The following is a 21596-nucleotide window of genomic DNA, read 5'->3' on the forward strand; positions in this document are numbered from 1 at the left end:
ACGGAATCTGATCGGGTGGCGTACGGAATCTGATTGGGCGGCGTACGGAATCTGGTCGGGTGGCGGACGGAGCACGATGGTAAAAGTTGTGCTAATTAGGGAATTTCCCATTACCGATTAGGGAAAATCCCTTTGGCTTGCAGTAACAAAAGCATAACTTTGCAAGCGAAAGGAAACCTCAAGGGGGTGCAGTTAAGGGGGTGCAGTTGTCTCAACTGCACCAACAGAGCATTCTACTTGGTTGGTGCACTTGAGACAAGTGCACCCCCTGAGAATGACAAGTGCACCCCATGGGAGGCACCCCCTTAAAATAAGTATAACTTTTAAAAACAGAGATATTATGAAACGGTTATTCGCAACAATAGTAATGGTGCTCGGCTTCGCGGTAGCAGCCAGCGCAATGAGTTACAGTCAGGCACGCGAACAGGCGTTGTTCCTCACCGATAAGATGGCTTACGAGCTGAACCTCACCGACGACCAGTATGAGGCGGCTTACGAGATAAACCTCGACTATCTGCTCAGTGTCAACTCCGACGACGAACTCTACGGCGACTACTGGCGTTGGCGTAACATCGACTTCAGCTATGTGCTCCTTGACTGGCAGTACCGTATGTTCTGCGAGGCAGCCTACTTCTATCGTCCGCTCTACTTCAGTGCAGGCGTTTGGCACTTCGCTATATACGCTCGCTATCCGCACCGCGACTACTTCTACTTCCATCGTCCGACGGTGTACGTGAGCTATCGTGGCGGCCACTCGTGGCGTCAGAACAACGGCAGCTCGTGGTACAACGGCAGAACATTCGGTTCGCGCCGTGGTGGCGATGCCCACTTCGGTATGCGTGACGGCTTCAAGCGTGGCGACTACGGACGTGGCAATCGCCAGTCGTTCGGCTCGCGTGGCAACCGCCAGGTGGAGAGCAGAGGTAACAGTGGGTTCGGCTCGCGCCGCGACAACAGCGGAAGCGGTTTCGGCTCGCGCAGCTCGTCGGGCTTTGGTTCAAGCCGCAGTTCATCGGGCTTTGGTTCAAGCCGCAGCTCGTCGGGCTTTGGTTCAAGCCGTGGCTCTGGCTTTGGCAGTCGTGAGAGTAGCACGCGCACAACGGTGCGTCAGCCCGAGAGCAATAGAGGCTCTTCAAGCAGCAGCTTCGGCTCGCGCCGCGACAACTCGTCGGGCTCGTCAGCCCCACGCTCAACGTTCAAGCCGTCGGGCTCGTCAAGAAGCGGCGGTTTTGGTTCGCGCAGATAAATTATAGGGGGTGCACTTGTCTCAAGTGCACCAACAAAGCGGAATGGTTATTTGCCAAATTATAAAGTTAGATAAGTTGGTGCACCTTCTGCTTGGTTGGTGCAGTTGAGACAACTGCACCCCCTTGACTACTTCCTCATGCTCTGCTCCTTGCGGTATTGCGTTGGCGACATGCCGAGGTGGCTCTTCGTGAACTTGCCGAAGAACGAGAGGTTGGGGAAGCCCAACAGCTCCGATATCTCTTTGATGGAGAGGTTAGAACGGCGCAGATACTTTTCTATCGCCTTCACCGTGTAGCTATGTATCCAGTCGAGCGCCGTGCGCCCCGTCACCTGTTTCGTGATGTTAGAGAGATACTTCGGTGTGATGCACAGCTCCTGCGCATATTTCTTCACGGGCTGCATTCTGCCGTTGTTCGCCGACAGCATCTCGATGAAGCGCTGGAAGAGCAAGTTGGCCTGCTTGAGATTGCCCCCTTCGATGCTATACTCCACGTAAGGCGTGATGATGGCGAACAGCTCGTAGATGGAACTTTGCAGCAAGCAGTGCATAATCTCCTTATGATAGAAACCATGCGGATTCTTTATCTTGTGTGCAATGATGGCGTAGTACTTCAAGAACATCTGTTGGCGTTCCTCGTTGAGGTGGATCACGGGGTTGTGCGATACGTAACCGAGCAGATTAAGATAGTCGCGGTTCACCTGCACACTGGCTTGGGCTGCCTTGCTCGACACGCCGACACTTTTCGAGTCGTAGTCGGGCGATACCATCACGTTTTCCCATGTGCTGCTGGGCAGACAGATAATCACGTCGCCCGCCTTTGCGGTATATGCGTTGGAGTTGGTTTCAAATTGTATACGTCCCTTAGTGCAGTAGACCATCATAATCATATCAAACTTGAACGTGCCGTCTACCTGCAGCACCTTGTCGATGCCGTCGAGCACAACCATGTCGCCATCTATGTAGTCGGCATTGCCGTAATGAGCGATGAGTCCCATGTCAATCTTCAGTTCTGTCATTTCGTTAGCCATTATGTTTCATAATTAAGATTCGTATGCAAAGTTATTTTGTCATCCGCAAAGGTAGTCATTATTTCCATACCGATATTATTCCGTTTTGCCGATTTTGTATTCTTTAAGTCAGATTTTATAAAATTACTGAACTTTCGCAAGTTCAGAGAATTCAGGAGTTCAGGAGTTAAGGAGTTAAGCCAAATGCTTTTAATGCTGTAAATCAAGCAAAAAACACTAATGGCTTGACTCCTTAGCGACCGAAGGGCGCGAAAACTCCTTAACTTCTTAACTACTTATTAGTAGAAAAAGATGTAAACCGATCATTAGATGACAGAAAAGTTGTAACTTTGCACGAACATTAGGCAATTAGTAAGCAAATACATATAAATAAAAACAAAAATAAGAGAAAATGAATGTAGCTATTGTTGGTGCGAGTGGCGCCGTAGGACAGGAGTTTCTGCGCATCCTCGCCGAGAGAGAGTTCCCCATTGACAATTTAGTGTTGTTTGGTTCTGAGCGTTCGGCTGGAAAGAAATACACGTTCAAAGGTAAGGAGTATGAGGTGAAGCTCTTGCAGCACAACGACGATTTCAAAGACATCGACGTTGCGTTCACATCGGCTGGTGGTGGCACCTCTAAGGAGTATGCCGAGACTATCACTAAGTACGGCGCAGTGATGATCGACAACTCGTCGGCGTTCCGCATGTGCGACGATGTACCATTGGTAGTGCCAGAGTGCAATGCCGAGGATGCTCTGAAGCGTCCGCGTGGCATCATCGCCAACCCTAACTGCACCACTATTATGATGGTGGTAGTGCTGAAGCCGCTGGAGCAGCTCAGCCACATCAAGCGCATACACATCGCCAGCTACCAAAGCGCATCGGGCGCAGGCGCAGCTGCCATGGCAGAGCTGCAGGAGCAGTATCGCGAGCTGGTGAACAACGAGCCTGTGAAGGTGGAGAAATTCCCGCACCAGTTGGCGTATAACGTCATCCCGCAGATTGATGTCTTCACCGACAACGGATACACCAAGGAGGAGATGAAGATGTTCAACGAAACACGCAAGATCATGCACAGCGACGTGCGCTGCTCTGCGATGTGCGTGCGCGTCAGCTCGCTCCGCTCTCACTCTGAGTCGGTATGGATTGAGACCGAACGCCCCATCAGCGTCGAGGAGGCTCAGAAGGCAATCGCTGCGGCTCCGGGATGCACACTGAAGGACGACCCGCAGAACCTCGTCTACCCGATGCCGCTGGAGACAGCCGGCAAGGACGACGTGTTTGTAGGACGCGTGCGCAAGGATCTCGCCGACGACTGCGGACTCACGTTCTGGCTCTCGGGCGACCAGATCCGCAAGGGTGCTGCGCTCAACGCGGTGCAGATCGCGGAGTACCTGTATAAGGTGGGCGACCAGAAGTAAGCGGTTCTCCCACAGATTTATTCTGCTGAGATATCCTCCCACAGATTCCACGGATTTACACAGATGGGACTTATACAAAGAACTCCCACAGAATTCACAGAATACACAGAAGTTTAGGTGCATTTATTGCAGTGTGGGTATGGCAAGGATGCCATACCCTCCTAAGAAGCTTCTGTGAATTCCGTGAATTCTGTGGGAGTTTTCTCTATAAGTATTTCCGTGAATTCCGTAGAATCTGTGGGAGTTTTTCTCTATAAGTACTTCCGTGAATTCCGTGGAATCTGTGGGAATGTTTTGTTTTCCTCTATTCTGTGGGAGCGTTAGAACTTGAGTTTCACGCTTGCACCAGCCATAACCCAGATGCCCGGTTGCTTCACGTTGCCCAGGTCGTAGTAGTGGTGGTTGGTGATATTGTCGGCCTTTACATATATATTGTATGTAGGCGCAGACCACTGCAAGCGCACATCCACCTTAGTGTACGGATGATAACCGTTCATGCGCTCCTGCCAACGCAGCGCCCACGATGCCGTGAGCTGTCGCCAGATGCGATGGTCAACCTGCAGCGTAGCCTTGTGGCGCAGATACTCTAAGGCGTAGAGCGAACCGAAGACATCACCGTCGGTAGAGTGCTTCTGATGGATGAACGCATAGCCAGCCTTTATGCGCGTGATGAAGAACTTCGGCAGCAACTCCTGCAGGTGCAGCGCAGCATCAACGGAGTAACCCATGTTGTCGAGCTTACCGATGTTCATAGCCTGATACTTCTTGCTCTCAGCCGTAGGGTACACCCAGTCGATGATGTCCGTACCTTTCGAGTAGAACCCACTCAGCACTGCCTCGAAGCCGTGCGTGCGGTAGCGCGTGCCCACCTTGAACGCCTCGTTCTTCTCCGGTCGCAGCGCAATGTCGCCCTGCTGCACCGAGTTGCTGGTATAAAGGTCGGTGTACGTAGGTACGCGCAACGCGCGGTTCCACGAAGCATACACCTTCCACTCGTCGTTCGGGCGGTAGCTCACGTCCACACCAGGGTAGAGGCGGAACTTGCCGTCGAGCGCCGTGTTGCGGTTGGCGAGCAAACCAGCCGACAGCGTGAAGCCGCCCACTATCACGTTATGTTCGAGGAAGAGACTCGTGTTGGTGCGCTCGCCGAGTCGGTTGTACTTGCGGTCGGTGCCGCCGATAGACACCCATTTGTCCTCCGGCTGCACATCGCCGTACGCCGTGCTGAGGATATGCTCGCGGCGCACGTCCACGCCAGCCGCCGTCTTGCCGAGCAGCCACGAGGCATGAGCGTTGAGCGAGCCGCCGTAGGTGTCGAGCCGGTGATAATTCTCGCCGGCAGCAGCACCCTCCTTGCCCTTTATAAGCTGGTAGTGGTCGACATCCTTATGCCAGTAGACCATCGGCGTAAGCACGAAACGCTCGTCAGCCCACGGCTTTATCTCCGCCTGTGCCGACGCAAGGAAACGGCGTGTAGCCTCAAACTGATTCTTGAACTTCGCACTGTAGAACGTAGACGCACCGAAGTCCTGCGACGAGAAGCCGCCCTGCCACTGCATGTCTACGTAGCGCGACTTCCAACTGCCCGTGTAGTAGGCGCGACGACGACGGAAGTCGCTGTTCTCCGTGCCTCCATCGCTCTGCGTGTAGCCACCGCTTAGCTTCTGACGCACCGCACCCGTAGCAAGATTAACGCTCGCGTCGCCACCGAACGTGCCGAACGAACCGCCCTCGGCAGCCACCGTTACGTTGTTCTCGGCATCGGCACGCGTTACGATGTTGATGGCACCGCTGAACGCCGACGAACCGAACACACGTGCCGAAGCACCCTCGAGAACCTCGATGCGCTCAATGTCGGAAAGCGAAACTGGAAAATCGGCAGCGTTGTGACCCGTCTGTGCACTCGAAAGGTTCATGCCATTCAATAGAATGGTGATCTGGTCGAACGTGCCGCCGTTGATGGAGATGTCCGTCTGTACACCAAAGCCCCCGCGCTGACGGACATCCACGCCCGGGACTAACTTTAAAATGTCGTTGACACTCGCTGCTTCCGCACGCTGAATGTCGTCGCGCGAAATGACAGCCACAATCTTTGCCGACTGCAATGCAGTGAGCGGAGCACGCGAACCCGTTACGAGCACCTCGTCGAGCTTCACCTCCTCACGGCTCAATGAGTCGAGAGCCAGAGCCGACGCTACAGGCTTCGTGCTGATGCCATCTGCCTTGGCGTTGGTGAGCGTAGCCACACTGAGCGTGCAGATGAGCACCTCGCGACCCAGGCAGCTGAAAAGAGCGTAGCTGCGGCGCGTGAAGTGCTTGAAATGCAATGCCACAGGGCGTGCGTTGAAATTGTTTTTGAACATAAAAAATATAAATTGTTAATGATGAAAGGGGTGTTTTGAGCGTGCAAAGTTAGTATAAACTCGGCAAATTACAAAATAAGCAGGCACGTTTTTCACCTACTCGTACACGCCGTACACCATGTAGCTGCCGTCGCCACGCAGCGTGATGCTCTCGCCCGTTGCCTCGTTGAGCGTGCCTTGCCACATCGCTGCGAACGCATACGGCTGCCAGCGCAGACCGTCGCCCTCAAGGTGCGAGCACGTGAGGTTGAAGATGCTCACTTGCTGTCCGGCAAAGGTGGCAAGTTCCGTTGTGCCGGAAGCCGAAAGGAACACGCCGTGGTCGGTAGCCATCAACGCCGCGATGTGCATCTCGCGACGATAGAAGTCGAGCAGCGATATGTTGCCTAATGTGTGGTCCTCGCGCTTGCCCGTAGCTCCGACGTAAGCAATGCGGCGGCATCCACGCTCCACGCAGAAGCGCGTCGCCTTCGTAAGGTCGTTGTAGTCCTGCTCCTCCACCTTATATATAATGTCGCGGTGCGCTGTCAGGAATTCCTGCGACATCGAGTCGCAGTCGCCTATAATCGCCGTCGGCATGTATCCGCGTCGTATCAGCTCTTCGCCAGCCGAGTCGCACGCCGCCAGCATCCTCGCCTGTTCGACGAGCGTGAGCGGCACGGCATGAGTGGGGAAGTCGCCACCGGCTACGACGACCGCATCGAAGCCGTCCGGCTGTAGCGATGCAAAGCTTTTGGGAGTGTGTGGTTGGTTGCACATGTTTATTATGTTTTAGTTGGCAGTGGTTGTTCGTCAACTGTACACTTTGTTTTGAGCAAGCAAAAGTACGCAATAAAAAGCACTTTTTATTGCTTTTTTCTTTATATTTGCAGCACCAAATCAAACTATTCATCTATTATTCTATTATGGCAGAAACCTCGAATACTCAGCACGTGTTGAAATCGCAAGCCAATTGGGATGCGCTTTATTTCTATCAGAAGTCGGATGTGATATATCAGCTTGCGTTCGCCTTCTGTGAGCGCTTCATACATTTATACAAAGACCGCACGCGCGACCAAGTGATACAGGCAGCACGTTCGTGTAAGCAAAATATAGTGGAAGGCTTGGCGGACGGTGTCGCCTCCACGGAGATGCAACTGAAGCTACTCAACGTGGCTCGCGCTTCGCTGAAGGAGTTGCGCGAGGACTTTGAGGACTATATAAAGTCGCGTCACCTACAATTCTTCGTTAGCGGTGAACCGCGCTACGCTGATATGCTCAACTATTGTCGCTATCATAATCGCCTGTCCGATTATGAGCCGTTCTTCGCGCAGTGGACTGACGAGCAGATGTGCAACTATGCCATCACGCTCTGCCACTTCATTGACCGGATGATGATGTCGTTCTTGAAGAAACTGGAGCAGGAGTTTATCACTGAGGGCGGCATAAAAGAGCGTATGCACCGCGCTCGCACCGGATATCGCCAGCAGCAAGACGAGCGTTTGAAACAGCTGGAGGCAGAGCTGCCGCGTCTGAAGCAAGCCCTCGCTGAGGCGCAGGCGGAGGCTGCGAAGTGGAAGGCTGCCTTTGAGGATCTAAAGCAAAGAGCGCTAAAGATGTATTATGAAAAGGAAGAGGAGATAAAGAGACTGAAGGAATTGCTGGGGGAGGAGAATCTATAGCTTTTATAGACGTTTTAGGTATTCTATAAACTCTAGACATTCTAGATGTTCTAGAGTTTCTAGATGTTCTAGATTCTCTATACCTGCACCTTTTTCGCAAGCCCCTTCCACTTCCAATATCCCATGACCGCTATCACCACGTATAGCCCATAGAGCCCAGCCTTGAACGGTATGCCCTTGACCACGTACAGATAGCAGCAGACAACGTCGACGGCTATCCAGAAGAGCCACTGCTCAACATACTTGCGTGCCAATGCCCATAAGCCGACGAAGCTCAGAGCGTTGGTGAAAGCATCGAGCAAGGGAACCGTACTGTTGGTGTAAGCCACCAAGACATAATATGTGGCAGCCCAGGCAAGGAAGAAAAAACCGAGCGTGCGCAAGATGAGGCGGCGAGGAAAGAACGTTATAGGAAGATCTTCGGAAGAACTGCTAACCGCGCTTGCGCCTTCTTTCTTGTCAGAGCCTTTGCGTTTAATCATTGCCTTCCATTTCGCTCCGAACTTCCACACGGCATAGCCGTATATTGCGGCAAGCGTGTAGTAGACAGCCATGCCGGCATCACCATAGAGACCGTGGCTCCAGTAGAGGTAAATGTCCATGGCTGGCATCACGATGCCTACAACCCACAGCGCGATGCTCGCACGGTATTCGAGAACGAGATAGATGAGCCCGAGGATTGTTGTGACGATGTCGAGCCAATGAGTGGAGAGAAAATCTGTCATTTTATCAAAAAAAAACAGCCCCTCCCCGATTGGGGAGGGACGAGGTTTTAGAACTTCAGTGTTACGGTTCCCATGCAGTTGAAACCAGCCATTGGGATGTAAGCCACGGTAGAGTTGCGCTTACCCTGGTTGTACCAGTCGTAGTAGACGTAGCCAGAAGCTGCATAGTGACGGTTGAAGATATTGTTGAAGTCGGCACCGAGCACAATCTGCTTCAAGCCAAGCATACGCTTCGCGAAGTTGAATGTGTACGAAGCGTTCACGTTAGTCTGCGAATAGCAAGGCAGTGAGCGGTCAGAGCTCTCGGTGTTGTCGAGATACTGCTTGCTGACGAAGTTGGTGTGCCATGTGGCGCGGAAGCCAGCGAAGTGAACATCTACGAAGCCGTTGAGGATAGCCGACGGCGAGAAAGCAATGGTAGAGCTCTTGTATGTGTTCCATACGGCAGCACCATCCCAGCTCTCGACACACTCCTTGAAGTTATGCAGACGGTTGCGGCTCAGCGCGGCGTTACCCTCTACAGAGAGCCATGAGAGTGGGCTCCAGCCTGCTGACAGCTCAGCACCGAGACGATAAGAGTCCTTGATGTTGCGTGTCAGTGCCTCGCCGATGTCGCTCTTCTCACCAGTCATCACGAACTGGTTGACGTACTTCATGTAGTAGAAGTTGACACCTGCGAACCAGTTCTCGCCCTGATACTGATAACCCCACTCGATGTCGAGCAGACGCTCAGGCGACGGATTGCCGTAGCCGATGTTGTCGGTGAAGTTGTTGCGCTCCGGTTCGCGGTTGGCGTAGGCGATAGAAGCGTAAACCTTATGTCCGTTAGCGTCGTAGCTGATGCCAGCCTTCGGGTTGACGAAGAAGTAGTTCTCGTTGATGTTGATGCTCTGGTTCTTGTAGTTGCCGTCAGCACCCTGCTCGAAGTGGTCGTTGATGCCGTCGGTCTGATAGTTGACATAGCGCATCTGCATATCGAGGAACCAGTTCCATCCCTTGCCGAACTTGCGGTTAGCCTTGAAGAACCAGCTCCAGTCGTTCTTATCTGCGTCAGAGTCGTAGTACTTGTAGCGACCATTAGTGAAGTACTTTTCCTCGAGAGTCTTGTCAGCGATGTATGTCACCTTGCCCCAGTGGTTGCAACGGAAGAGCTGCATACTAAGACCGCCCGTAACATCCCACAGAGCATCCTTATAGTTCACGTTGTAGAGAGCGCCATAGTTGTTCTGTGTGAGTCCTTTCTTGCGTATAGCATCCGACTTCACGAGCTTCAGTTCGCCGTCCTTTACGTACATCTCGTTGATGCCAAACTTAGAAGCCAACTTTGTGTTCTGCTTGAACTCGTTATAGTAGCCGTAGCCGTATGTGTAGTGAGCCGTTATGGAGTGGCTCCAACGGTCGGTAGGCTGCCATGTGAAGTTGAGGATGTTGTGGCTCTGCTCGAAGTTGTCAGTAGTCTGATCCCAGTATGAGCCGTCGCGCATCTTGTAACGCTCTGTTGTAAGTGGCTGACTTGGGTCGGGTGCCCAGTTAGCGTCTACCGGGATGTTGAGCGACTCGTAGAGCGGGTTGAACTTGCCCAATCCATGCTTCCACATATCCTTATAGCTCTTGATGCCCCATGCCTTGAGGTCGGTATCGCCGTCGTAGTTACATGCTGGCACGCCGTTCCATGCCTGACCTGTGTGCTCGAAGTTGCCGATGTTCTTATACGAAATCTTGAAGCGGTCGCCGAACCATGTCAGTCCGCCGTAGTACGAACCTGAGCGTCCGCTTGTGCCGTGGATGTATCCGTCGGTATTGGTCTCGTGGTAAGCACCGTCGAGTACGAGGTGATCCCAGAGCAGACCCGTTGAGAACTTGCCGCCAAAGCGGTATGTGTTGAACGAACCGTAAGAGCCCGTAACCTCTACGGTTGGCTTCAGCGACGGTGCAGCTGTAGCAAGCGACACCGCACCACCGAAGGCTCCGTCGCCGTTGGTTGATGAACCGATGCCACGCTGAATTTGTGCGCTACCCATGAGGGCTGCATAGCTGTTCATGTTTGCCCAGAACACGCACTGGTCCTCAGGCGAGTTGAGAGGCACGCCGTCTACCGTTACGTTAATGCGGCTACCGGCAGCACCACGCATACGCATATAAACAGTACCAGTACCCACGCCGTTCTCGCTCCATGCAAGCACGCCCGGTGTGCGAGCGAAGAGCATAGGCAACTCTCTACCAGAGGTAGCGAAGCGCTCAAGCTCAGGCTTATTGATGTTTTCTACTGCAAATGGTGAACTCTTCGGGGCTCTTACAGCCTTTACTACCACCTCGTTGAGGTTGTTAACACGGGTAGTGTCGAGCTTGTTCTGCTCGCCAGCAGCTTGCGAAGGGCAAGTGCACGCAGCAGCCAAGGCTACTCCAATGATTTTCTTCATCTTTTTTAAAGTTGATGTTGTTATCCAATAATAAGACTATAAGGGCTTTTGAAATAAAGAAAACCGTTCGTATCTGTACCTTATCGCTACGCCGGTATTATCCGGATCAGCTCTGAGGGTATGTTCTCAGACGGTAAATATTCCGCCACCCCTTAGTCTACACTATATAAACTGGGTGCAAAGTTAACTAAATTTTGCATATTCAAACAATTTGTTTGTATAATAAACCCTAAAAAATGTGCGTAGCGGGCGGAATATGAAAAATTTGTAGTAAGTTTGCAACACTGAAAAGGCGAGCCAATAAAGGGTTGATGCGCCTTTCGATATTCACACATTATATATAATATAGAACGAAAATGGGGCGTCTGAAACTCATTTTGGCTTTGATAAGCCATTATAAATATGCCATAACCATAATCATCGGCGTGCTCACCGTGGGCTTTGTTGATGAGAATAGTTTCCTGCATCGTTTCCAACTCGAGATGCAAATCAGCGACCTGGAGGAGGAAATAGCGAAGTATAATGCGCAGAACGAAAGCGACCTGAAGAAGCTGAAGGAGATGCGACAGGGTCCGCAAGCGTTTCAGAAGATAGCACGCGAACGCTACTTTATGAAGGCTGACGACGAGGATATCTATGTGCTTAGCGACGACCCCCAACCTGAAAAAGCAAAAGAGTAAATTACAATGAAACAACTAAATACTATACAAAGCGCGCTATTCCTCATCGGAGGCGTATTAATGGTGATAGGAGCTGGCTGCTTCGTCTTTATGTTCGCACAGCAGATTGTATGCTGGATATTCCTTGTCGGAGCATTACTGTTTGCAGCGATGCAGGTGAACCAGGCATACGAAGGACATAACCCAACCATCAAGCGACTCAAGAAGATAATGACCTTCGCCGACATCTTCTTCGTATTGGCTGGTCTGCTCATGGTAGACAGTGCTAACATGTGGCTCAAGGACTACTTCGCCGACACCATTACTTACTTCAACGTAGTTTACAACAAATGGGTGTTGCTATTGCTCGCTGCAGCCATACTCGAGATGTACTCTATGCACCGCATAGCATCGGAGTTGAAGAAAGACGCAGTGGAGGACGAAGCCGACAGTGAAGAGCAGGACGATGCTCCAGCCACAGACAGACAATAAGAAAACAATAAGAACCCAATAAAAACTCAAGATAATGAAGAAGCTACTTTACGCTTTACTCTGTATAATAGCATTGGCATCATGCTCCAGCTCGTACAACATACAAGGCTCCTCGAACGTGTCCACACTCGATGGTCGTATGCTCTACTTGAAGGTGCTAAGCAATAACGACTTCAAGAAGATTGACTCCTGCGATGTCGTACACGGACAGTTTCAGTTCAGCGGAACTTTCGACACCGTGCGCCTCGCCAATATCTTCATGGACGACGAGAGCATACTGCCACTCGTAATCGAAAGTGGCGACATCACTATAAAGCTCGACAACACACAGCAGAATGTGAGTGGCACACCGCTCAACGACGAGCTCTTTAAGTTCTTCAACAAGTACAACCAGCTGAAAAATCAGGAAGCCGAACTGCTGCACACTCACGACCGCGCCATCATGGACGGTAGCGATATGGAGGCTGTGACACGCCACATCAACGCCGAGGCAGTGCGACTCATGGCAGAAGAGGACAAGCTCGTCACAACATTCGTCACCGAGAACTTCGACAATGTGCTCGGTCCGGGCGTGTTCTTCATGATGACCATCGGCTATCGCTATCCTGAACTCACACCGTGGATTGAGGATATCATGAGCAAAGCCACCGACAAGTTCAAGAACGACCCCTACGTGAAGGACTACTATCAGAAGGCTCTGGAGAACCAAGCCATTATGAACGGCATGAAAGAAGTGAACGCTGCGCCTGCCGGTGCTGCTACCGTTCCTTCGATGCCCGACGGACCGACACCGAACGAGCTGGCACAGCCCGCTGCCAGCGAATAGCATACGCTAACAACGATCAGTAACTATATCTAAGAAATATGAAAACATTAGTATTTGGTGGTAAGCTTGTCAACGAGGGAGCTACGCGCGTAGCCTCCCTCGTTGTCGACGGCGACACCATTACAGACATTATAGAAGGTACAGAAACACCTCGTGGCGACTACGACAGCATCGTAGATGCCACGGGGTGTTTTGTTATGCCCGGAGTGATCGACTGTCATGTACACTTCCGCGACCCCGGACTGACCGAGAAGGCGGACATGGAGACCGAGAGTCGTGCTGCGGCTTACGGCGGTGTCACCACCTACTTCGATATGCCGAACACTAAGCCACAGACCACAACCGAGGAAGCACTCAACGCTAAGTTTGAGGACGCTGCCACAAAGTCGCACGTCAACTACAGCTTCTTCATCGGAGCTACAAACGACAACATCGACTGCGTCACCGGTATCGACCCACACCGCGTGCCGGGCATAAAGCTCTTCATGGGTTCGTCTACGGGCAACATGCTCGTCGACAGACAGGACGTGCTACACGAACTGTTCAGCAAGGCGACACTGCCACTGATGGCTCACTGCGAGGATACCGACATCATCAACCGCAATATGAAGCACGCACAGGAGCAGTACGGCGACGACCCCGCCGTTGAGCACCACCCGGAGATACGCTCCGAGGCAGCGTGCTACGAGTCGACAAAGCGCGCCGTAGACCTCGCTGAGCAGACAGGTGCACGTCTGCATGTGGCACACATGACCACAGCACGCGAGCTGGAGCTGTTCGGCTCTTCGCCACGCATCACGGCAGAGGCAGTCGTCGCTCACCTCGTATTCACACAGGACGACTACGCTCGCCTCGGCACACGCATAAAGTGCAACCCTGCCATCAAGACCGCTGCCGACCGCGACGCACTGCGCCACGCTCTCACCGACGGACGCATAACAACTATCGGCACCGACCACGCACCTCATCTGCTGAAGGACAAGGAGGGCGGATGTGCACGCGCTGCTTCGGGTATGCCTATGGTGCAGTTCTCGCTTGTCACAATGCTCGAACTTGTGGACGAAGGTGTGCTCAGCATGGAGCGCCTCGTCACACTGATGGCGCACAACCCAGCTACGCTCTTCGAGGTGTCGAAGCGTGGCTTTGTGCGCAAGGGCTACAAGGCAGACCTCGTCATCGTGAAGCCCGACGCTCCGTGGACCGTAACGCCGGAGACGATACAGAGCAAGTGCGGCTGGAGTCCAATGGAGGGTCATACCTATCAGTGGCAGGTGCGCACCACGATGTGCAACGGACAGATTATATATAACAACTGGGCGTTCGATGCGTCGAGCCGTGGCGAGGCGGTGCGCTTTAGAGAGTAGACCGATGATGCTGCAATACACCGATTATAACATCTCCACCCTGCGTCCGTACATCAACTGGCTCTACTTCTACTTCGCCTGGGGGCTCTCGGGCAAGCCGCAGGAGGCTAAGGACCGAATGCGGGCGGAGGCAGAAAATATGCTCGACAGCTTTGAGACGCGCTACCAGACACACGCTGCCGTAGGCCTGTTCGAGGCTAACAGCGACGGCGACGACATACTCATCGGCGATGTGCGGCTGCCTATGCTGCGTCAGCAACATCCCACACGTGAGGGCGAGCCGAACCTATCGCTTGCCGACTTCATCCGTCCGCAGGCTTCGGGCGTGACAGACCGCATCGGAGTGTTCGCCACTACGGTCGACCTGGCGTTGGAGCACGACTTCCTTACCGACGACTATCAGCGTATGCTGGCGCAGACGCTTGCCGACCGACTCGCCGAGGCTACGGCGGAGGTGCTTCACATGGAGGTACGTCGCTCGCTATGGGGATATGCACCCGACGAAAATCTGTCTGTAGCCGAACTCCTGCGCGAGGATTTTCAAGGCATACGTCCGGCTGTGGGCTATCCGTCGATGCCCGACACGAGTGTCAACTTCATCATCGACCGGCTCATCAACCTCAAGCAGATTGGCATCCGGCTCACCGAGAGTGGTGCCATGAAGCCCCACGCATCGGTGTCCGGACTGATGTTCGCCCACCCGAAGGCGCATTACTTCGAGTTGGGGCGTATCGGCGAAGACCAGTTGCGCGACTATGCGCACCGTCGCGGACTGCCCGTGGAGCTCATACGCAGGTTTTTGAAATAGATGAAAACTCTGTAACAACACTATCGCAAGTTTATAAGGAACGTTTTCGTTAAGCCAAATGAGCAGAACCGAGCTTGCTCGAGTTATGCCATGGCGAGAAAACGTGCCATAAAATGGAACATAATGATTGCAAGGATATCAATACTCATACTGCTGCTCACGCTGCTGCCCGACCTGTACATATACCGACGCTATCTGCGCTGGCGCTTCGACCTGACGCTGTGGATGCGTCTGCTGTGGTGGGTGCCGGGAGCCGCCATGATAGCCTGTACCGCAGCCTATTCGATGATGCGCAACTTCGCGCCCGATAACCTCACGCTCTTCAACGTGTATCTGTTCATGCTCGGGTTGCTCATCGTGCCGAAGGTGGTCTTCACCTTGTCGTCGCTCGCCGGACTGGCTGTTAAGCGACTGCTGAAGTTGCGCACCAACTGGGGCAACCACATCGGACTGGTGCTTGTGCTCGGATGGTTCTATGTGCTGTTCATGGGTACGATGGTGGGTCCCGACCAGCTGCACGTGAAGCGCGTTACGCTCGAGTTCGACAGTCTGCCGAAAGCCTTCGACGGCTATCGCATCGTGCAGCTCTCGGACATGCACCTCGGCTCGATGAAGCAGGAGTTTGCTCAGCGCATGGTGGCACAGGTGAACGAGCTACATCCCGATGCCATCCTCTTCACCGGCGACTTACAGAATATGCGCCCACAGGAGTTGGTGCGTCATGCGCCCACGTTGGTTCATCTGCATCCGGTCGATGGTATCTTCTCCGTGCTTGGCAACCACGATTACGCCGACTACGTGAAGACAGCCACGGCGGAGCAGAAGCGCAGTATGGAGCGTATGACACGTTCGTTCGAGGCTTCGCTCAACTGGGACTTGCTGCTCAACGAGCGTCGCATCTTGCGCCGCGGAGCCGACTCGATAGTGATAGCCGGAACGGAGAACGACGGTCGTCCGCCGTTCCCCTGCAAAGCCGACTATCGCAAGGCGCTGCACGGCATATCGCCCGAATCGTTCGTCATTATGATGCAGCACGACCCGTCGGCATGGCGCCGCCACATACTGCCACAATGCACAGCGCAGCTAACGCTGAGCGGACACACCCACGGCGGACAGCTGTCGCTCTTCGGCTGGCGACCCACAAGTCTTGTCAACAGCGAGGATGCCGGACTGTATAGCGAGGGCAAACGCTTCCTCTTTGTGTCTACGGGCGTGGGAGGTTTCCTGCCGTTCCGCTTCCATATGAAACCGGAGATTGTGGAAATCACGTTAAAAGTAAAAAAGTAAAAAGCAATGAAATATCTATATCGTACATATCAGCTCTTGATAGCTCTCCCTTTGATAGCTATCTACACCCTCATCACCAGCTTGATGGTTATAATCGGTTGCACCTTAGGCAACGGTCACTTCTGGGGCTACTACCCCGGCAAGTGGTGGGCGCAGTTCATCATACGCATACTCCTGCTGCCGGTGAAGGTGGAGGGACGCGAGAATCTTGTGAAGGGACAGTCGTATGTGTTCGTAGCCAACCATCAGGGAGCGTTCGACATCTTCCTCATCTACGGCTTCCTCTCGCGCAACTTCAAGTGGATGATGAAGCGCCAGCTACGCCAGATGCCGTTCGTTGGCAAGGCGTGCGAGTCGGCTCACCACATCTTCGTCGACAAGCGTGGCGCAAGCAAGATACGCGAGACCTACGACCGCGCTCGACAGACGCTGCAGGGTGGTATGTCGCTCGTGGTGTTCCCCGAGGGAGCGCGCTCGTTCACAGGACACATGGGCGTATTCAAGCGCGGAGCCTTCATGCTCGCCGACGACATCGAGCTGCCCGTTGTGCCGCTCACCATCAATGGCTCGTTCGACATCATGCCACGCACTCGCGACATGAAGTGGGTCGTTTGGCATCCGCTCCGTCTCACCATACACAAGCCGATACTGCCTGTTGGCAAGGGTACGGACAACATCAAGTATCTTGAGGAAGAGAGCTACAAGGTGGTGATGGGCGGACTGGAGAAGCAATATCAGGGCTTTGTGGAGAACCCCGACCAGTAAAACTCCCGAAAACACGTTTTTTAACGCTACGGCGGCACTCGTATCGAATACATTTAGTATATTTGCATATTAGTTGACGAGTTACAAGTTACAAGTTGACGAGTTGACAATGTAAAACCATTCAATAGCAAAACAATGAACAAAAGCGATAGTATAGTAATCATACCGACATATAACGAGAAGGAGAACATCGAGAAGATCATACGCGCGGTGTTCTCACTTGAGAAGTGTTTCCACATCCTCGTCATCGACGACGGTAGTCCCGACGGCACTGCAGCCATCGTGAAGCACCTCATCAGTGATGAGTTCGGCGACCGCCTCTTCATCCTCGAGCGCAGTGGCAAGTTGGGTCTTGGCACGGCGTACATCACAGGTTTCAAGTGGGCGCTTGAGCACGGCTACGACTACATCTTCGAGATGGATGCCGACTTCTCTCACGACCCCAACGACCTGCCACGCCTCTACAGTGCTTGTCACGACGAGGGCTACGACGTGGCAATCGGTTCGCGCTACGTGAGTGGCGTGAACGTTGTCAACTGGCCTATCGGTCGCGTGCTGATGAGCTACTTTGCGTCGAAGTACGTGCGTATGGTTACGGGCTTCAAGGTGCACGACACCACAGCCGGCTTCAAATGCTACCGCCGCTGCGTGCTCTCGTCTATCGACCTCGACAAGATTCGTTTCAAGGGCTACGGCTTCCAGATAGAGATGAAGTTCACGGCTTACAAGATGGGCTACAAGATAAAGGAGGTGCCGGTCATCTTCGTCAACCGTCGCGAGGGTGTCAGCAAGATGAGCGGTGGCATCTTCGGCGAGGCGTTCTTCGGCGTGATGCGACTCAGATGGGACGGCTGGTTCAGAAAGTATCCTGAGGCGAAGCACTAAACTACCCACCCGATTCTATGGAAATAAGAAACATCAGCAACATTTATACAGCCCTGCCACAGTGCGGGGCTTTTTTGAAAGCTATCAGCGACGAGTCGGTGAGACACGTATTCCTCGGTGGACTACTTGCCTCATCGGCTCCTGTGTTTTTCTCCGCCGTAGCCGAACGCTTCAATTCAAAATTCAAAACTCTTACTGCTGTTTTCATCCTTCAAGACAACGACGAGGCTGGCTACTTCTATCACGACCTGACGCAGATACTCGGCACCGACAACGTGCTCTTCTTCCCGTCGTCCTACCGTCGTGCGGTGAAGTACGGACAGCGCGACGCAGCCAACGAGATATTGCGCACCGAGACGTTGAGTCGTCTCGCGGCTCTTACCTCTGTCGACACGCAGAAGGCATCAACGGGCAAGGGCGCAGGCAAGAATGCAGACAGTGCTGCTGAAGCTCTCTACGTTGTGACCTGCCCCGAGGCGCTCAGCGAGCTTGTCGTGTCGAAACGTCGCCTCGACGAGCGCACCATCAACATCGCTGTTGGCGACATCATCGACTTTGCCGACCTCGGACGACAGATGCGCGAGTTCGGCTTCAAGGAGGTCGACTACGTCTACGAGCCGGGTCAGTTCGCAATGCGTGGCAGCATCATCGATGTATATTCCTACTCGTCGGAGCTGCCGTTCCGCATCGACTTCTTCGGCGACGAGGTGGACACCATACGCACGTTCGAGGTAGCCGACCAGCTTTCGAAGGACGCGAAGCAGCAGGTGCGCATCGTGCCCGAACTGGCGCAGCTCACCGAGGAGAAGCAGCCGTTCACGTCGCTACTGCCCGACGACGCGCTGCTCGTGATGAAAGACCGCCTCTATCTCTGTTCTACCATCGAGCAGATATACAGCGACGGCTTTTCGCAGCAAGCCATGACCGAGCGTTTGGAGGGTGCTACGGAGGTGGAGCAGCAGCAGATAATGCGCGATATGCGCAAGGAGAACAACCTCGTGGCACCGTCTAAATTCCGCGAGGAGATCTGCCGCTTCCGTCTCGTTGAGTTCGGCGCAAAGCCTACGGGCACGCCGCAGGTGTCCATCGAGTTCCACATCTCGCCGCAGCCGCTCTTCCACAAGAACTTCAGTCTGCTCACCCAGACCCTCGACGATTATCTCTTGCAGGGCTACCAGCTCTATATTCTCGCCGACTCGGAGAAGCAGACGCAACGCCTGCGCGATATTTTCGACAGTGAGGAGTTGCAACAGATGCGCAGGAATTCTCAACACCTCAACACCTCAACACCTCAACACCTCAACATTCAACATTCAACCCTCCCCTTCACTCCCGTCAACCGCACTCTGCACGAGGGCTTTGCCGACAACGATCTTCGTCTGTGCTTCTTCACCGACCATCAGATATTCGACCGCTTCCACAAGTACAACCTGAAGTCGGACGCAGCCCGAACGGGCAAGATGGCACTCACGATGAAGGAGCTGCAAGAGATGGAACCCGGCGACTTCATCGTGCACGTCGACTTCGGCATAGGCAAGTTCGGCGGCTTGGTGCGCGTGCCTGTCGGCGACTCCTACCAGGAGATGATACGCCTCTACTATCAGCGTGGCGACATCGTCGACGTGTCTATCCACTCGCTCTACAAGATATCTAAGTACCGCCGCAGCGACACGGGCGAACCGCCCCGACTCAGCACGCTCGGCACCGGCGCATGGGAGAAGCTGAAGGAGCGCACGAAGAAGCGCATCAAGGACATTGCGCGCGACCTCATCAAGCTCTACGCCAAGCGTCGCCACGAGAAGGGCTTCGCCTATTCTGCCGACTCCTATCTGCAGCACGAGCTTGAGGCATCGTTCCTCTACGAGGACACGCCCGACCAGCAGCGTGCCACGCACGACGTGAAGGTCGACATGGAGTCTGCCCGACCGATGGATCGCCTGGTGTGTGGCGACGTGGGCTTCGGCAAGACCGAGGTGGCTATACGTGCAGCGTTCAAGGCGGCGTGCGACTCGAAGCAGGTGGCAGTGCTCGTGCCCACAACGGTGCTCGCCTTCCAACACTACAAGACGTTCTCAGATCGTCTGAAGGGTATGCCGGTGCGTGTCGACTACCTCTCGCGTGCCCGCACGGCGAAGCAGACGCGCGAGGTGCTTGCCGACCTTAAGGCTGGCAAGATAGACATACTCGTTGGCACGCACAAGCTGATAGGAAAGACTGTGGAGTGGCACGACCTCGGACTGCTCATCATCGACGAGGAGCAGAAGTTCGGCGTGTCTACAAAGGAGAAGCTGCGCACGCTGAAGACCAACGTCGACACGCTCACGATGTCGGCTACGCCGATACCGCGCACGCTGCAGTTCTCGCTGATGGGCGCACGCGACATGAGCATCATGCGCACGCCGCCACCCAACCGCTACCCCGTACAGACCGAGCTGGGCGTGTACGGACATGAGATAATAGCCGACGCCATCAACTTCGAGATGTCGCGCAACGGACAGGTGTTCTTCGTCAACGACCGCATCAGCAATCTGCCCGAGATTGCCTCGCTCATAACGAAATACGTGCCCGACGCGCGTGTGGCTATCGGACACGGACAGATGTCGCCCGAGGAACTGGAGAAGATTCTCATCGGCTTTATGAACTACGACTACGACGTGCTGCTCTCAACGACCATCGTCGAGAACGGCATCGACATCAGCAACGCCAACACCATCATCATCAACGATGCCCACCGCTTCGGACTCTCCGACCTCCACCAGATGCGCGGTCGCGTGGGTCGCTCCAACCGCAAGGCGTTCTGCTATCTGCTTGCACCGCCTAAGTCGGTGCTCTCCTCCGAGGCACGCCGCCGACTGGAGGCTTTGGAGAACTTCTCCGAGCTGGGCAGCGGCTTCAACCTCGCCATGCAGGATCTCGACATCCGCGGTGCCGGCAATCTGCTCGGTGCCGAGCAGAGCGGATTTATGGAGGACCTTGGCTACGAGACGTATCAGAAGATTCTCAACCAGGCGGTCACCGAACTGAAGAACGACGAGTTTGCCGACATGTACGCCGAGGAGATAGCGCAGGGCAACAACCTCACGGGCGATGCCTTCGTGGAGGACTGCGCCGTGGAGAGCGACCTCGAGATGTACTTCCCCGATACCTATGTGCCGGGCAGCGCAGAGCGTATGCTGCTCTACCGCGAGCTCGACAACATCGACAACGACGACGAGCTCGACGCTTACCGCCAGCGACTCATCGACCGCTTCGGTGCCATACCGCACGAGGGCGAGGAACTGCTGCAGGTGGTGGCGCTGCGCCGCTACGGCAAGAGCCTCGGCTGCGAGAAGATAATACTCAAACAGGGACGTATGCAGATGCAGTTCGTCAGCAACCCCAACTCTGCCTACTACCGCAGTGCCACATTCGGCAAGGCACTCGACTTCATCGCTGCCAACGCACGCCGCTGCAACCTCAAGGAGGTGAACGGCAAACGCTCAATGGTGGTGAGCGGTGTGCCGACAGTGGGCGAAGCGGTGAAAGTGCTTTTAAAAGTAAAAAGCCCCTCCCAACCCTCCCCGTCGGGGAGGGCTCGAGGATACTTCGGCTAAGGCTTAGAAAGGCTTAAGAAGGCTTAGCAAGAAGGCTAAGAAAGCCCTAAGAAGTCTTAGTTAGCAATG

17 protein-coding genes and 1 riboswitch are annotated in these 21596 nt (G+C 54.0%); of the genes, 12 read left to right on the forward strand and 5 right to left on the reverse strand.

From position 1 onward, the window contains the following. Window positions 1-340: 340 nt before the first annotated feature. The gene (locus tag HMPREF0673_RS06870; protein ID WP_007899969.1) at window positions 341-1246 is read left to right on the forward strand and encodes a hypothetical protein; all 906 of its coding nucleotides are present in this window, start codon (window positions 341-343) and stop codon (window positions 1244-1246) included. 128 nt (window positions 1247-1374) lie between these two features. On the opposite strand, the gene HMPREF0673_RS06875 is transcribed toward HMPREF0673_RS06870, so the two are convergent. Beyond that, window positions 1375-2277, reverse strand: a complete 903-nt coding sequence (locus tag HMPREF0673_RS06875; RefSeq protein ID WP_007899971.1) for a helix-turn-helix domain-containing protein — start codon at window positions 2275-2277, stop codon at window positions 1375-1377. A 391-nt stretch (window positions 2278-2668) separates the two neighbouring features. Between HMPREF0673_RS06875 and HMPREF0673_RS06885 the strand changes: the two genes are divergently transcribed. Beyond that, on the forward strand, window positions 2669-3679 hold the full coding sequence (locus HMPREF0673_RS06885; RefSeq protein WP_007899975.1) for an aspartate-semialdehyde dehydrogenase: 1011 nt from the start codon (window positions 2669-2671) through the stop codon (window positions 3677-3679). Window positions 3680-3999: 320 nt separating this feature from the next. Here the strand turns inward: HMPREF0673_RS06885 and HMPREF0673_RS06890 are convergent, their stop codons facing one another. Together HMPREF0673_RS06890 and HMPREF0673_RS06895 are read right to left on the reverse strand one after the other, a co-directional pair. Next, complete coding sequence (locus tag HMPREF0673_RS06890) at window positions 4000-6042, reverse strand: TonB-dependent receptor domain-containing protein (protein ID WP_007899979.1); 2043 nt, start codon at window positions 6040-6042, stop codon at window positions 4000-4002. Between the two features lie 96 nt (window positions 6043-6138). After that, window positions 6139-6801 carry a thiamine diphosphokinase gene (locus tag HMPREF0673_RS06895; protein ID WP_007899981.1) on the reverse strand — a complete coding sequence of 221 codons (663 nt, stop codon included), beginning with the start codon at window positions 6799-6801 and terminating at the stop codon, window positions 6139-6141. A gap of 146 nt (window positions 6802-6947) precedes the next feature. Between HMPREF0673_RS06895 and HMPREF0673_RS06900 the strand changes: the two genes are divergently transcribed. After that, entirely contained in the window at window positions 6948-7703 is a 756-nt protein-coding gene (locus HMPREF0673_RS06900; RefSeq protein ID WP_007899983.1) for a four helix bundle suffix domain-containing protein, read from the forward strand. A 77-nt stretch (window positions 7704-7780) separates the two neighbouring features. On the opposite strand, the gene pnuC is transcribed toward HMPREF0673_RS06900, so the two are convergent. Together pnuC and HMPREF0673_RS06910 are read right to left on the reverse strand one after the other, a co-directional pair. Beyond that, window positions 7781-8428: a nicotinamide riboside transporter PnuC gene (gene pnuC, locus HMPREF0673_RS06905; protein ID WP_007899985.1), complete on the reverse strand. Its 648-nt coding sequence runs from the start codon at window positions 8426-8428 to the stop codon at window positions 7781-7783. 47 nt (window positions 8429-8475) lie between these two features. Beyond that, window positions 8476-10848 (reverse strand): TonB-dependent receptor, encoded by a 2373-nt coding sequence (locus tag HMPREF0673_RS06910; protein WP_007899987.1) that lies wholly within the window; start codon window positions 10846-10848, stop codon window positions 8476-8478. A 66-nt stretch (window positions 10849-10914) separates the two neighbouring features. Continuing rightward, window positions 10915-11011: riboswitch (TPP riboswitch) on the reverse strand. A gap of 193 nt (window positions 11012-11204) precedes the next feature. Here HMPREF0673_RS06910 and HMPREF0673_RS06915 point away from each other — a divergent pair. From HMPREF0673_RS06915 to mfd, 9 genes are all read left to right on the forward strand, one after another. Next, on the forward strand, window positions 11205-11528 hold the full coding sequence (locus HMPREF0673_RS06915; protein WP_007899989.1) for an FtsB family cell division protein: 324 nt from the start codon (window positions 11205-11207) through the stop codon (window positions 11526-11528). 6 nt (window positions 11529-11534) lie between these two features. Continuing rightward, window positions 11535-11999: a hypothetical protein gene (locus HMPREF0673_RS06920; RefSeq protein WP_007899998.1), complete on the forward strand. Its 465-nt coding sequence runs from the start codon at window positions 11535-11537 to the stop codon at window positions 11997-11999. Between the two features lie 34 nt (window positions 12000-12033). Next, window positions 12034-12825 (forward strand): DUF4369 domain-containing protein, encoded by a 792-nt coding sequence (locus tag HMPREF0673_RS06925; protein WP_040596623.1) that lies wholly within the window; start codon window positions 12034-12036, stop codon window positions 12823-12825. A 38-nt stretch (window positions 12826-12863) separates the two neighbouring features. Then, window positions 12864-14189 carry a dihydroorotase gene (locus HMPREF0673_RS06930; RefSeq protein WP_007900002.1) on the forward strand — a complete coding sequence of 442 codons (1326 nt, stop codon included), beginning with the start codon at window positions 12864-12866 and terminating at the stop codon, window positions 14187-14189. A 4-nt stretch (window positions 14190-14193) separates the two neighbouring features. After that, entirely contained in the window at window positions 14194-14997 is an 804-nt protein-coding gene (locus tag HMPREF0673_RS06935) for a vitamin B12 dependent-methionine synthase activation domain-containing protein (RefSeq protein ID WP_007900004.1), read from the forward strand. A gap of 123 nt (window positions 14998-15120) precedes the next feature. After that, complete coding sequence (locus HMPREF0673_RS06940; protein WP_040596628.1) at window positions 15121-16284, forward strand: metallophosphoesterase; 1164 nt, start codon at window positions 15121-15123, stop codon at window positions 16282-16284. Window positions 16285-16290: 6 nt separating this feature from the next. Beyond that, window positions 16291-17049: a lysophospholipid acyltransferase family protein gene (locus tag HMPREF0673_RS06945; RefSeq protein WP_007900006.1), complete on the forward strand. Its 759-nt coding sequence runs from the start codon at window positions 16291-16293 to the stop codon at window positions 17047-17049. A gap of 135 nt (window positions 17050-17184) precedes the next feature. Continuing rightward, window positions 17185-17934 carry a polyprenol monophosphomannose synthase gene (locus tag HMPREF0673_RS06950; protein ID WP_007900007.1) on the forward strand — a complete coding sequence of 250 codons (750 nt, stop codon included), beginning with the start codon at window positions 17185-17187 and terminating at the stop codon, window positions 17932-17934. A 17-nt stretch (window positions 17935-17951) separates the two neighbouring features. Further along, window positions 17952-21527: a transcription-repair coupling factor gene (gene mfd, locus HMPREF0673_RS06955; protein WP_007900008.1), complete on the forward strand. Its 3576-nt coding sequence runs from the start codon at window positions 17952-17954 to the stop codon at window positions 21525-21527. Window positions 21528-21596: the final 69 nt, after the last annotated feature.

The sequence above is a fragment of the Leyella stercorea DSM 18206 genome (genome assembly GCF_000235885.1).
Taxonomy (GTDB): Bacteria; Bacteroidota; Bacteroidia; order Bacteroidales; family Bacteroidaceae; genus Prevotella; species Prevotella stercorea.

Coding starts and splice junctions, on each gene's coding strand:
- HMPREF0673_RS06870 (WP_007899969.1), top strand. CDS start 341: ATGAAACGGTTATTCGCAACAATAGTAATGGTGCTCGGCTTCGCGGTA.
- HMPREF0673_RS06875 (WP_007899971.1), bottom strand. CDS start 2,277: ATGGCTAACGAAATGACAGAACTGAAGATTGACATGGGACTCATCGCT.
- HMPREF0673_RS06885 (WP_007899975.1), top strand. CDS start 2,669: ATGAATGTAGCTATTGTTGGTGCGAGTGGCGCCGTAGGACAGGAGTTT.
- HMPREF0673_RS06890 (WP_007899979.1), bottom strand. CDS start 6,042: ATGTTCAAAAACAATTTCAACGCACGCCCTGTGGCATTGCATTTCAAG.
- HMPREF0673_RS06895 (WP_007899981.1), bottom strand. CDS start 6,801: ATGTGCAACCAACCACACACTCCCAAAAGCTTTGCATCGCTACAGCCG.
- HMPREF0673_RS06900 (WP_007899983.1), top strand. CDS start 6,948: ATGGCAGAAACCTCGAATACTCAGCACGTGTTGAAATCGCAAGCCAAT.
- pnuC (WP_007899985.1), bottom strand. CDS start 8,428: ATGACAGATTTTCTCTCCACTCATTGGCTCGACATCGTCACAACAATC.
- HMPREF0673_RS06910 (WP_007899987.1), bottom strand. CDS start 10,848: ATGAAGAAAATCATTGGAGTAGCCTTGGCTGCTGCGTGCACTTGCCCT.
- HMPREF0673_RS06915 (WP_007899989.1), top strand. CDS start 11,205: ATGGGGCGTCTGAAACTCATTTTGGCTTTGATAAGCCATTATAAATAT.
- HMPREF0673_RS06920 (WP_007899998.1), top strand. CDS start 11,535: ATGAAACAACTAAATACTATACAAAGCGCGCTATTCCTCATCGGAGGC.
- HMPREF0673_RS06925 (WP_040596623.1), top strand. CDS start 12,034: ATGAAGAAGCTACTTTACGCTTTACTCTGTATAATAGCATTGGCATCA.
- HMPREF0673_RS06930 (WP_007900002.1), top strand. CDS start 12,864: ATGAAAACATTAGTATTTGGTGGTAAGCTTGTCAACGAGGGAGCTACG.
- HMPREF0673_RS06935 (WP_007900004.1), top strand. CDS start 14,194: ATGATGCTGCAATACACCGATTATAACATCTCCACCCTGCGTCCGTAC.
- HMPREF0673_RS06940 (WP_040596628.1), top strand. CDS start 15,121: ATGATTGCAAGGATATCAATACTCATACTGCTGCTCACGCTGCTGCCC.
- HMPREF0673_RS06945 (WP_007900006.1), top strand. CDS start 16,291: ATGAAATATCTATATCGTACATATCAGCTCTTGATAGCTCTCCCTTTG.
- HMPREF0673_RS06950 (WP_007900007.1), top strand. CDS start 17,185: ATGAACAAAAGCGATAGTATAGTAATCATACCGACATATAACGAGAAG.
- mfd (WP_007900008.1), top strand. CDS start 17,952: ATGGAAATAAGAAACATCAGCAACATTTATACAGCCCTGCCACAGTGC.